The 12802-nt window shown below is 36.9% G+C and carries 12 protein-coding genes; 7 read left to right on the forward strand and 5 right to left on the reverse strand.

From position 1 onward, the window contains the following. Nucleotides 1-110: 110 nt before the first annotated feature. The 5 genes from REB14_RS13535 to REB14_RS13555 all read left to right on the forward strand — a co-directional run bounded on the left by REB14_RS13535 (nt 111) and on the right by REB14_RS13555 (nt 6133). On the forward strand, nt 111-1349 hold the full coding sequence (locus REB14_RS13535; RefSeq protein WP_079240023.1) for an OmpP1/FadL family transporter: 1239 nt from the start codon (nt 111-113) through the stop codon (nt 1347-1349). A gap of 12 nt (nt 1350-1361) precedes the next feature. Then, nucleotides 1362-2921, forward strand: a complete 1560-nt coding sequence (locus tag REB14_RS13540) for an SGNH/GDSL hydrolase family protein (RefSeq protein WP_309522431.1) — start codon at nt 1362-1364, stop codon at nt 2919-2921. Between the two features lie 85 nt (nt 2922-3006). After that, nucleotides 3007-3945 (forward strand): ribose-phosphate pyrophosphokinase, encoded by a 939-nt coding sequence (locus REB14_RS13545; RefSeq protein WP_034691764.1) that lies wholly within the window; start codon nt 3007-3009, stop codon nt 3943-3945. Nucleotides 3946-4001: 56 nt separating this feature from the next. Beyond that, on the forward strand, nt 4002-4649 hold the full coding sequence (locus REB14_RS13550) for a 50S ribosomal protein L25/general stress protein Ctc (RefSeq protein ID WP_034691761.1): 648 nt from the start codon (nt 4002-4004) through the stop codon (nt 4647-4649). 263 nt (nt 4650-4912) lie between these two features. After that, a complete protein-coding gene (locus REB14_RS13555; RefSeq protein WP_079240025.1) occupies nt 4913-6133 on the forward strand; it encodes an aminotransferase class V-fold PLP-dependent enzyme in 1221 nt (406 codons plus the stop codon). A gap of 58 nt (nt 6134-6191) precedes the next feature. Here the strand turns inward: REB14_RS13555 and REB14_RS13560 are convergent, their stop codons facing one another. Beyond that, nucleotides 6192-6317, reverse strand: coding sequence for a GNAT family acetyltransferase (locus REB14_RS13560; RefSeq protein ID WP_079240026.1), 126 nt, complete (start codon nt 6315-6317; stop codon nt 6192-6194). 150 nt (nt 6318-6467) lie between these two features. Here REB14_RS13560 and REB14_RS13565 point away from each other — a divergent pair, with 150 nt between their 5' ends. Further along, nucleotides 6468-7289, forward strand: coding sequence for a T9SS type A sorting domain-containing protein (locus REB14_RS13565; RefSeq protein ID WP_309522432.1), 822 nt, complete (start codon nt 6468-6470; stop codon nt 7287-7289). A gap of 79 nt (nt 7290-7368) precedes the next feature. Here REB14_RS13565 and hemE read toward each other — a convergent pair whose 3' ends face one another. Genes hemE through hemA form a run of 4 tightly spaced genes read right to left on the reverse strand, consistent with a single transcriptional unit; the run spans nt 7369 to nt 11357 of the window. Further along, nucleotides 7369-8400 (reverse strand): uroporphyrinogen decarboxylase, encoded by a 1032-nt coding sequence (gene hemE / locus REB14_RS13570; protein WP_079240028.1) that lies wholly within the window; start codon nt 8398-8400, stop codon nt 7369-7371. A gap of 47 nt (nt 8401-8447) precedes the next feature. Continuing rightward, nucleotides 8448-9131 (reverse strand): uroporphyrinogen-III synthase, encoded by a 684-nt coding sequence (locus REB14_RS13575; protein ID WP_309522433.1) that lies wholly within the window; start codon nt 9129-9131, stop codon nt 8448-8450. Between the two features lie 56 nt (nt 9132-9187). Beyond that, the gene (hemC, locus tag REB14_RS13580) at nt 9188-10096 is read right to left on the reverse strand and encodes a hydroxymethylbilane synthase (protein WP_079240030.1); all 909 of its coding nucleotides are present in this window, start codon (nt 10094-10096) and stop codon (nt 9188-9190) included. Beyond that, on the reverse strand, nt 10083-11357 hold the full coding sequence (hemA, locus tag REB14_RS13585; protein ID WP_034691745.1) for a glutamyl-tRNA reductase: 1275 nt from the start codon (nt 11355-11357) through the stop codon (nt 10083-10085). Before hemA ends, hemC begins: the two co-directional genes overlap by 14 nt. A 404-nt stretch (nt 11358-11761) precedes the next feature. On the opposite strand from hemA, the gene REB14_RS13590 reads away from it, so the two are divergent. Next, a complete protein-coding gene (locus REB14_RS13590; RefSeq protein ID WP_002982450.1) occupies nt 11762-12787 on the forward strand; it encodes a rod shape-determining protein in 1026 nt (341 codons plus the stop codon). Nucleotides 12788-12802: the final 15 nt, after the last annotated feature.

The following is a 12802-nucleotide window of genomic DNA, read 5'->3' on the forward strand; positions in this document are numbered from 1 at the left end:
GAGTTATTATTTTAAACATAGTTTTCTTTTGGGATATTGTTTAAAATATTAGCAAATATTAACAGACGTATTCAAAATAATTTTATATTTGGCTTATATAATAATAGTCTATGAAAAAAATATTAGTATCAACTGCTTTATTGGCGGGAGTTCTATCTTACGCAGGAGGCTTCAGAGTTTCCCTGCAAGGGGTAAAACAATTGGCAATGGCGCATACTAGTGCTCATGCCGAAGACGCGAGTGTGACATTCTTTAACCCGGCGGGTATGTCATTTATCCCTTCCAAACTGAGTATAGTGGCAGGAGGGTTTGGTGCAAGTAATAAAGTTACTTTTCAAAACTTCAATACTCTACAGAGTGCAGAAACAGATAATCCTATAGGGACACCTATATATGCCGCAATTACTTATAGACCTATAGAGAAACTTACAGTAGGGTTTAGTTTTTCAACACCTTTTGGAAGTACAATCAAATGGCCTGATAACTGGGAAGGTAAAGAATTGGTGCAGAAAATGGAACTGAAAAGTTTCTATTTCCAGCCAATGGTCTCTGTAAAACTGGCTCCATGGGTATCTTTTGGTGCTAGTTATATCTACGCAAGAGGAAAAGTAGATTGGGATAAGGCGGTGACTCAATTTGACGGTAAGGTTAATATTAATGATGATAATGCAAGTGGTCACGGATATGGATTCGGTTTCTATTTCAGACCTGACCCGAAACTAGATGTGAGTATTGCTTACCGTTCTGCAATAGATATGAAAGCTAAATCAGGAACTGCTACATTCCAATTCCCGTCACAATCTGTTTATAATCAACTAAAACTGAATGCTGCAGGACAAGATGGATTCTCTGCAACATTACCATTGGTTGAAGAATATACTATTGGTTTAACCTATAAGGTAACACCGAAATGGCAGGTTTCTGCAGACTTTAACTATCATGGATGGGAAAGATACAGTAAGCTTACATTGGATTTCGAGAATGCACCTATTGGAAACAATCCTTCAGATCCGACAATTCTTACAAATCCTAAGAACTTCAAAAACTCCAAAACTTTCAGACTGGGAACTCAGTATGCGTTCACCAATATGATCTATGGACGTTTGGGAGCTTATTATGATGAAGCACCATATACAACAGATAACTTTATTCCGGAAACCCCTTCGTATGATACCTATGTGGTTACTGGTGGGGTAGGCTTCAAGCTGAAGCAGTTCGGAATTGATGTTGCAGGAGGATATGCAATGCCTCAGTACCGAAAGGTAAACAATGCTAATATAGGGCTTAACGGACAGTCAAAAGCAACAGCTTTCTACTTTGGTCTAGGGTTCTCTTATAATCCATTTTAATTTTAGAAGACTATGAAAAAAATTATAATATCGACAATTGCAGTTTCTGCACTTCTTTTTACAGTAAGCTGTAATACGGATTTCGATACGGATGTGAAAGATATCCCGGTAACAAAAGGAGAGGCTGACTTTTCAAAATATATATCTTTAGGAAATTCCCTTACTTCAGGATATCGTGATGGTGCGCTTTACAGCAGCGGCCAGAATGAATCTTATCCAAGTATGATCGCTGCACAAATGAAATTGGCAGGTGGAGGAGACTTTAAACAACCTTTAATGCCTAATGACGTAGGTGGGTTCAACAATCTTCCGGGTTTCCCAGGAAAATTAACTCTTCAGGTTGTTAATGGATCTTTAGCTCCTGTGCCAAGTGGGGCAGCAGCTGCGTTGGATGTATTATCTGGCGGAGGTACTTATAATAATATGGGGGTTCCTGGTGCAAAGTCATTCCACTTGGTCGCTCCTGGATACGGTAGTCAGGCAGGTCTTGCAATGGGTACAGCTAATCCTTATTTTGTAAGGTTTGCTTCTTCTGCTACTACAAGTGTATTGGCTGATGCGATGGCTCAGAAGGCAACGTTTTTCTCTCTTTGGATAGGAAATAATGATGTTTTGTCATATGCTACCAATGGAGGAACAAACTCTCAGACTGTAGGAGGTGTTACCACTTATACAGCAGCTACAGTTCAGACAGGAAATACCAATCCTACAACATATAAATCTAATGATATCTCTGATCCTGCATTAGTAGCTGGATCTATTAAAGCAGTTTTAGATGGTCTTAAAAGTGTAGGGACAACAAAAGGTGTTATTGCTAATATCCCTTCTGTTACTTCAGTTCCTTTCTTTACTACGGTACCTTATAATCCTTTGACACCTGCTCTTTTAGGTTCAAATCTGACAACTCTTAATACAAGTTTATATGGTCCTTTGAAGCAGGCTCTTACTGCTTTTGGAGCTGGGGATAGAATTAATTTACTTTCCGCTACAGGTCCAAACCCTGTTTTAATTAAAGATGTTGCTTTAACAGATTTATCTGTTCAGCTTACAGCTGCTTTAACTCCTTCATTGGGAGCACCTACAGCTGCTGCTTTTGGTCAGATCTTTGGCCAGGCAAGACAGGCTACTGCAGATGATTATATTTTGCTTACAACAAGCTCTGTAATTGGAAGTACTGCGGCTGGAGTACCTGCTCCGGTAAATATTTATGGAATTTCTTATCCATTACAAAACCAACATGTATTAACAAAAACAGAAGCTGGCTATGTGAAAACAGCAACAACTGCATATAATACTTCTATAAAATCACTTGCTGATTCTTATGGACTTGCATTTGTAGATGCCAACACTAAGATGATTGAACTGAATGCACAGTCAGGAATTTTATTTGATGGTGTAAAATATACTGCAAAATTTGTAACAGGAGGAGCTTTCTCTTTAGATGGAGTTCACCTTACAGGACGTGGATACGGTATTGTTGCTAATGAATTTATCAAGTCTATCAATGCTAAATATAAGTCTACACTTCCGCAGGTAGATCCGAACAAATATTCAGGAGTTAAATTCCCTTAATAATTGATAAAATAAAAACTTAGAAACCACAAGAGTAAATCTTGTGGTTTTTTTTTAAATTTGCAAAATCTTTTAAAAAGTAAAAATGGCCGATCAGTTAAGTTATCTATTTTGTACAAGAACCAGCAGGGACTTGGCAGAGAAAATTGCCCAGAATTATGGGAAAGAATTAGGGAAAATCAACTTTCAGGAGTTCAGTGACGGGGAATTTGAGCCTGTTTTGGACGAATCTGTAAGAGGAGGAAGAGTTTTTCTAATTGGATCTACATTCCCTCCTGCAGACAATCTTTTGGAACTTCTTCTAATGATTGATGCAGCAAAAAGAGCTTCTGCAAAGAGCATTACCGTAGTAATTCCTTACTTCGGACTTGCCAGACAGGACAGAAAAGACAAACCAAGAGCGCCGATCGGTGCTAAACTAGTTGCTAACCTTCTTACAGCAGCAGGAGCAACAAGAGTGATGACTATGGATCTTCACGCAGATCAAATCCAAGGATTCTTCGAAATCCCGGTAGATCATCTGTATGCTTCCAGTATTTTTGTAGATTATATCAGATCTTTAGAGCTTGATAATCTTACTATTGCTTCTCCGGATATGGGAGGTGCAAAAAGAGCTAAAAACTATGCCGGTCACTTAGGTGCTGAAGTAGTAATTGCCTACAAGGAAAGAAAAAAAGCAAACGTTGTAGAAGAAATGTTCCTTATCGGGGATGTAACAGGTAAGAACGTGATCCTTATTGATGATATGATTGATACTGCAGGTACACTTTGTAAAGCAGCTGATATCTTAATTGAAAAAGGAGCAAAAACAGTAAGAGCTATGGCAACTCACGGAGTGCTTTCAGGGAAGGCTTACGAGAATATTGAGAACTCAAAACTCTTGGAAGTTATTGTAACTGACTCAATTCCTGTTAAAAATAATTTGTCATCTAAAATAAAAGTGCTATCTTGCGCCCCATTATTTGCTGACGTTATGACAATGGTTCATGAGCATAAATCAATTAGCAGTAAATTTGTTATTTAATTGATTTAAAGCGGATTGCAAATTAAAATCAGAACAATTTTTTAAATTTTTTATAAATGAAATCTATTACAATTCAAGGTACAAAAAGAGAAAGCGTGGGCAAAAAGTCTACAAAAGCTTTACGTGATGCTGAATTAGTTCCTTGTGTTGTTTATGGAGGTGAAGCACCTTTGAACTTCTCTGCTGAAGAGAGCGCTTTCAAAGGATTAGTATACACTCCTGAAGCACACACGGTATCTATTGAAGTTGACGGAAAAACAATTCCAGCTGTTCTTCAGGATATTCAGTTTCACCCAATTACTGACAAAATTCTTCACATCGACTTCTATCAGTTATCTGACGATAAGCCAGTTATCATGGAAGTTCCAGTAAGAATTACCGGACGTTCAAAAGGTGTTGTTGCTGGTGGTGTTTTACGTCAGTCTTTCAGAAAGCTAAAAGTAAAAGCTATTCCTGCTAACCTACCTGACGAAATCGTTGTAGATGTTACTCCATTAAGAATTGGTAACAAACTTTACATCGGTAGCATCAAAACAGAAGGTTACTCTTTCGTACACCCAGACAACGCAGTAGTAGTTGCTGTTAAGATGTCTAGAAATGCAATGAAAGGTGGTGCAGCAATGCAAGATGATGAGGATGAAGAAGAAGTTGCAACTGAAGAAGGTGCAGCTCCTGAAGCAGCAGCTGAAACTGCAGCAGAATAAGAATTACTTATTTAAACAATATAAAAACCCGTCATTTTGGCGGGTTTTTTATTTGATAACGAGTCTCAGTAAAATGGACTAAACAGCTTAATGCATTACTTTTAATTTTATCTTTTCGCTTTATTGTCTTTCTCCACCTTAAACTATCGAATATTTCTATCAACTGACAATGATCAGTACCCGACCTCATGCTTCCTTTCGGAAAAAAAGCCGTAAATTTGAAGAGTTCTAAATAAGACCGTTTTAATTTAAAAAATAAATAAATGTTTGACATTCACGAAATAAGAAGCCAGTTTTCTATATTGGACAGAGAAGTGAACGGTAAGCCTTTGGTTTATCTGGATAATGCAGCTACATCTCAAAAACCAAATTCAGTTTTGGAAGTCTGTCACGCATATTATACAGAACTTAACGCAAATGTTCACAGAGGAATTCATACGCTAAGCCAGTTGGCAACAGAAGAAATGGAACTTTCAAGAAGAAAAATCCAGAAATTCATCAATGCTGAACATGATTTTGAAGTAATCTTTACAAAAGGAACAACAGAAGGGCTGAACCTTATCGCTTATATTTTAACACAGAAACTGCAGAAAGATGATGAAATCATTATTTCATATCTGGAACACCATTCTAATATTGTTCCATGGCAGATGCTTTGTGAAAGAACCGGAGCTAAACTTCGCGTCATTCCTATTGATGAAAACGGAATTCTTCAGATGGATTATTTTGACCAGTTTTTAAGTGAAAAAACAAAGGTTGTTTCTGTGAATCAGGTTTCCAATGCATTGGGAATTGTGAATCCTGTTGAAGAGATTATTGCCAAAACAAGAAAAAATACGGATGCTTACATCGTTATTGACGGGGCTCAGTCTGCACCACATTTCAATATTGATGTTCAGAAAATGGATTGTGATTTCTTTGTATTCTCAGGACATAAAATGTATGCTCCGATGGGAACGGGTATTTTATATGGGAAACGTGAAATATTAGAAGCGTTGCCACCGTTTCATGGAGGAGGAGAGATGATTGCAACCTGTTCTTTCGAAGGAACTACCTATGCTGGTCTTCCTTTTAAATATGAAGCGGGAACACCCAATGTAGGAGGAAATATTGCCTTAGGTGCTGCTGTTGATTTTATGAACAAAGTGGGACATACCCATATTCAGAATCATGAAAATGCTCTGTTGGAATATGCGCAAAGACAGCTTTTAGAAATAGATGGTATTAAGATCTATGGTGAAAAAGCAAATAGAACCGGGGTTGTATCCTTTAATCTGGAAGGTGTTGGAATTGCCTCTGATGTAGGGATGATCCTTGATAAAATGGGAATCGCTGTAAGAACAGGACACCATTGTACGCAACCTATTATGAACTTCTTTAATATTGCCGGAACGGTGAGAGCAAGTTTTGCTGTTTATAATACTTTCGAAGAAATTGATGCCTTGGTAGAAGGTGTTAAAAAAGCACAGAGAATGTTGAGCTAATCAATACGATATTCTTTATGATATAAATTAAAAAGCAGCTATTAAGCTGCTTTTTTTATTAGTCTATTGGAACACAATAGCATCGGCCGTCAATAACAACCTGATAATATCCGATGGCGCATTCAAGACAGATTTCTCCTCCCGCTATAATGCTTTTCATTCTTTCTTTGTTTAGTTTTTTCATAGGATGTGATTTAAAGTTTAAACATAAAAGTATAAATTATAGATAAAATTCTCATTCTTTTTTTAATATATGTAATGTATTTATTTTGCGTGTAATTATGTTTTATGAAATATAATTCGCTAATTTTATATAAACATCAAATATTTTATTATGAAAAAGCTATTTATTCTATTTTTATCCATTTGTGGTTTATGTAATGCACAGATTTTTTCTGAAAACTTCAACGGTAATACTTTGCCAACCGGATGGACGGTAGAGAATCCGGATAACTCTTTTAACTGGAACGTGGGTTCACAGAATGGTTTCGCAAGCTTTCCAGATGGGGCAGCTTTTTTTGATGATGATGATGCAGGGCCAACCGGAATTAATACGAATGCCAGACTGATTTCTCCTGTAGTTAACCTTACCGGAGTAGTAAACCCAAAGCTGTCGTTTAATTATGCTAATATGATTGATAGTCAGGATTCTACTTTAAAAGTTGAAGCTTTCAATGGAACTTCCTGGATTCAGGTTTTTACCTTTTCTGGTGACGCAGGAGTGTGGGATCTTGATTTTAATACCTTTACATTTGTAGTAACAAGTTATGATACTGCTGCAAATATAGATCTTACACCCTATGCTAATGCGGCTTTTAAACTTAGATTTGTTTATGATGATGCCGGAGACTATTCTTACGGGGTTGTAGTAGATAATGTGATGATTACAAGTGGTGTTTTGGCCACTTCAGAGGTTTCATATGCTGATCACATAAATGTATATCCGAATCCGGTTAAGGGGAATCTTTATATTAAGCAAAGCTCTCAAAATAAGTTTGAAAAGATTTCTGTGATTGATCAGTCAGGGAAGCTTGTGAAAACATTTAACAAAGTATCTGATTCCTATGACTTATCAGATCTGCCAAAAGGGATCTATATTATAATGATCATTAATCATGATGGAGAAATTGTTAAGAAGAAAGTGATGAAGGAATAATCATTGAAAAAATAATTCTAACAAAAAACCCTTATAAGAATGCCTATAAGGGTTTTGTATATTTTCAAAAGAATTAATCTTATACATTCGGTTTCCAGTCAACCACTGCTCTGATGAATGCTTCTGCATTTTCAACAGGAACATTAGGTAAAATTCCGTGACCTAAGTTGGCGATATATCTGTCTTTTCCAAAACGGTTGATCATTTCATTCACCATTTTCTTGATGGTTTCAGGTGTTGAGTGAAGTCTTGCAGGATCAAAATTCCCCTGTAGCGTCATCGTATGGTTGGTCAAAGTTCTTGCAAATTCAGGCTTAATAGTCCAGTCAACTCCAAGAGCAGAAGCCTTAGACATTGTCATATCTTCCAGGGCAAACCAACATCCTTTTCCAAATACCACAACATGAGTAAGCGGGCTTAATGCTTCTACAATCTGGTTGATGTACTGCCATGAGAATTCCTGATAATCTGTAGGAGAAAGCATTCCTCCCCAAGAATCAAAAACCTGTACCGCAGAAACTCCTTTTTCTACTTTTCTCTTCAGATAAGCGATTGTAGTATCTGTGATTTTCTGTAATAATAAATGTGCTGCTTCAGGCTGTTGGAAACAGAACGATTTTGCAATATCAAAAGCTTTGCTTCCTTTTCCTTCTACACAGTAGCAAAGAATAGTCCATGGAGAACCGGCAAAACCGATCAATGGAATCTCATTATCCAGCTTCTGAAGCGTAAGTTCAATAGCATCAAAAACGTAACCTAAAGTGTCATTCACATCCGGAGTTTCAATATTCTGAACCTGTTCCATTGTTCTGATAGGAGTATCTAACCATGGCCCAACAGATTCTTTCATTTTGAAATCAATTCCCATTGCCTGTGGAACTACCAGGATATCAGAAAACAGAATCGCGGCATCCAAAGGAAATCTGCGGATAGGCTGCAGGGTGATCTCAGCTGCAAGCTCCGGAGTCTGGCATCTTGTAAAGAAATCATACTGATCTCTTAAGGCAATGAATTCCGGCAGATATCTTCCAGCCTGCCTCATCATCCAGACAGGAGGTCTTTCAACGGTTTCTCCGCGAAGTGCTTTTAAATATAGGTCGTTTTTTATCATAATCTATTGTAACTAATATTACCGGCAATATTTCGGTAACAGATATTCTAAATTCTACTTCCGATTTCTTTTCTGATCAATGCAAAGATGGATGTCAATGTATTTTCTTCAGAAGTAAAAATTTTTTCCTGCGTATAATTTCTCAGCTCACCGGAAGTGGTTTCGCCAATTGAAAAAAGCTTCATACCTTCCAGAGAATTTCGCCTTGCAAAACTACGAACTCCGCTCGGACTAAAAAATACTGCGGCATGATATTTTTCAGTTATTACCGGATTGATTTCCTCAGTATTATAAATTGTAACTTTTTTGTACTTAATGTTTTGCAAAGGAAGATCTTTATCCAGGACGTTAATGGCAAGATTGCCACAGAAGTGGAGGAACTGCTCGTGCTGGCATTTTCCGATAATGAATCTGGAAAGAGTTTCAGCATTTTTCAGTACCTTAAATGTCCCAAAGCCATGTTTCCTCAGCTCTCTTTTGGTCTTTTCACCTACACAATAGATCTTGTTATAATTTTTGGCTGTAAAATTCTCATTGGGTTTGAATCTGTTTTTAAAAAAAGAAGCAACTCCATTGACGCTGGTGAAAATCAGAGAATAGTTTTTCAGCTCAAAAGGACTGATCATGATAGGCTTCGTCTTAATTACCTCCACACAGTCGACCGAAATATCCTCTCCTAATTCATTGGATATAATCGTTTGGTCTATATTTTTGGTAAATAAGATTTTCATGTCTGTAAAATTAAGAAGATGAAAAGAGCTGCGAAAGGAATTTGTAATCTGAAGTATCAGATCTGGCTTTTGATTTCTGCCATTAATTCTTTTCCTCCGTTTTCAAGAACCACTTTTGCGAACTTTTCTCCAAAATTTTCTTCCGGAGTATACACGAAGTTTTCATCCACAGCAATGCAGTTTTTCCCATCCAAAGAACAAAGTGCAGCTTTAAAACGGATCTGATCGCCGATGATTTCCGCAAATGCTCCGATAGGTGCAGTACAGCCTCCTTCTAAAGTACTCAGGAAGTTTCTTTCAATCTCTACACAGATCTGAGTCTGTTGATGATTGATCTGACTTACAATTTCGTTAATTTCCGGTTTGTCAGTATGTCCGGCTACAGAGATTACACCTTGTGAAGGCGCACAGATCATTAATGGAAGCATTTCGTAATCAATTTCCATTTTCATTCTTTTGATACCTGCCAAAGATAGAATGGTGGCGTCAAAATCTCCGTCTTCCAGTTTTTGAAGTCTGGTTTGAATATTCCCACGGATATCCGAAAAATCAGTAGTCGGATAATTTCTCAGCCAGAAAGCTCTTCTTCTTAAACTGCTGGTGGCAAGTTTAAGCTCATGGAATTCTTTATTTCTTGAAGATTCTTTTCTGATCAGAATATCCTGTGGATAATCTCTTTCGAGATAAGCGATCATTTCAATATTTTGAGGCAATTGTGTAGGAACATCTTTTAAAGAATGTACGGCAATATCAATTTCATCATTCAATAGGGCAATATCAAGGTCTCTTGTGAAAACCCCGGTAATTCCTAAAGAATAAAGCGGTTGATTAAGGTTCTTATCGCCAGAAGATACGATAGGAACAATTTCCGTTAAATAATTGTTGTTCTGAAGGTGCCTCGCAACCTCTCTAGCCTGCCAAAGTGCAAGTGCGGAATTTCTCGTTCCGATTCTAATGCTTTTCATTGAATTCGTTGTTTGGTTGTTCAACTAATATTTCGTGCATTAATTTACTAATTTCTTCGGCTTTTAAAGGGTTATCGATGATATATTTTGCAAAACGGTTGGTTATTTTCTGGATCATTTTATCAGAAAGTTCCATGTCCGTGATGTTTATGTATTTATTCTTTTTGTAAAAATTATGCATTTCATTGCGTTCCATGTTCTTCAGAACTGCTTTAAAATGATGAATATTAGGTGCCAGCTTTCTCTTTTTCTCCCACTCAATAAAGTCTTTCATCAGTTCCTTAATGATTTTTTCAGCTTTCGGGATTTCTCTTTCTCGCTGTTGAATCGTTTCCTGAATTTGTTTTGAAAGTTCATCTACGTCAATCAGGGTTACATTTTTATTTTCGGTAACATTCTTTTCAACGTTATGGGGAATAGAAAGATCAATGATCAGTGTTTCTTTTCCATTCGGGAAATGAGACTGGTTGACAATAGGATGCTTGGCTCCTGTTGCCACAATAAGGATATCTGTGTTTTTTAATTCCTGGTCAAAATCAGAATAATCAACATGAGGAATATTATATTTCTGGGAAATCTTTTCAGCTTTCTCCTGAGTTCTGTTGGCGATTTTAATTTTCGGCTGATAAACATGCTTTACCAGATTTTCAACGGTATTCTGTCCTATCTCACCCACACCCAAAAGAAGAATGTTTTTTTCAGTAATTCTTTTCTGGCTGTTTAAAATATAATGAACTGCAGCATAGGAAACAGAAGCTGCTCCATTAGAAATGCCTGTTTCATTTTTTATTCTTTTCGAAATCTGAATAGCCGCATTGATGGCTCTTTCCAGATAAGGGTTTGAATTTTGTCTTTCTTTTTTGAAACGGCTGTATGCTTTTTTAATTTGCCCGATAATTTCAAAATCTCCGATAATCTGACTCTCAAGGCCAGCTGCCACTCTGAAAAGATGAATCAAAGCTTCCTCTTTGGTAAGAATATTGGCGAACTGAAGAAAATCTGTAAGCTGTACTCCAATGGTTTTGCAATACTCTTCAGCTACTAAAAGATAATTGGGAGATGTGGTATAAATTTCGGTCCTGTTACAAGTGGAAACAACAAATGCATCACCCAGGTCTTCCTGATGGACTCTGGAAACAAAGTTTTTGATGTTCTCATCAAAGAATGCAAACTTTCCTCTCGTTTCTACGTCGGCTTTCTCGTAGCTTATTGAAAGCACGGCAAAATTTGACGTTCGATGAATGTTGGAATACTGTAACATAAGCAGTCGCAAATTTACGATTTTTTTAATTAACCTCTCTCAGATAGTGTATATGATAATTATCGTAAAAAACTATAAAAGGGAAGAAAGGTGTTTCTGGTAGAAGGATAAAACTGTAAAATAATAAAATCACCTGCTGAAAAAGAATTGTTGGTGTTTTAAAGTTTTTTATTTTGATCTTCAATGCTATGTTTTCTTAGTCTTTTTACTCTTTTGTAATTACCCTTTTTTGCCCATTTAACATCCCATTAATTTTAGTTGAAATCAAACTCTGTAAATGTCTAAATTGAAAGTTAATAAAGAATTATAAATTTTAATAAAATTTTAACCAAATTAAGTTGGTGGGAAATTTCTTTAGTACTGTTAAATTTATATCTTTGTAAACTTAAAATCAGAAGAAAAATATGAGTTTATTTGATATGTTTACGCAAGAAATTGCGATAGACCTTGGAACTGCTAATACCCTAATCATCCATAATAATAAAATTGTTATAGATCAACCTTCAATTGTTGCAATTGAACGTTCATCGGGTAAGCCGATTGCCGTCGGAGAGCAAGCCAAGCATATGCAGGGTAAAACTCACGAGGATATCAAAACCATCCGTCCTTTGAAAGACGGGGTTATTGCTGATTTCCACGCTTCTGAACATATGATCAAGGAATTCATCAAGAAAATTCCTGGAATCAAAGGTAAATTCATTCAACCTGCATTACGAATTGTAATCTGTATCCCTTCTGGTATCACTGAAGTTGAAAAAAGAGCGGTAAGAGACTCTGCTCAGAAAGTAAACGCAAAAGAAGTACGTTTGATCTACGAACCAATGGCTGCTGCAATTGGAGTTGGGATTGACGTTCAAAAGCCTGAAGGAAATATGATCATCGATATAGGTGGTGGTACTACGGAAATTGCTGTGGTAGCTTTAGGAGGTATCGTATGTGATAAATCTGTGAAGATTGCCGGAGACGTATTTACCAACGATATTGCTTATTACTTAAGAACTCACCATAACCTTTATATCGGAGAAAGAACAGCTGAAAGAATCAAAATTGAAGTAGGTTCTGCAGTGGAAGATCTTGATGTAGATATCGAGGACATCCCGGTACAGGGTAGAGACCTTATCACCGGTAAGCCTAAAGAAATTATGGTTGGATACAAAGAGATCGCCCGTGCATTAGATAAATCAATTATCAGAATTGAAGATGCAGTAATGGAAACATTATCTCTTACACCACCGGAATTGGCGGCTGATATTTACAAAACAGGTATTTATCTAGCTGGAGGAGGAGCGCTATTAAGAGGTCTTGCGGACAGGATTCACAAAAAAACAGGTCTTCCTGTATTTGTTGCTGAAGATCCGTTGAGAGCTGTAGTTCGCGGAACAGGTATTGCCCTTAAGAATATGGATAAGTTCAATTTCTTAATTAAATAATTTTAACTTTTTACG

Source organism: Chryseobacterium metallicongregator (genome assembly GCF_031324065.1).
In the GTDB taxonomy this organism is placed as follows: Bacteria; Bacteroidota; Bacteroidia; order Flavobacteriales; family Weeksellaceae; genus Chryseobacterium; species Chryseobacterium metallicongregator.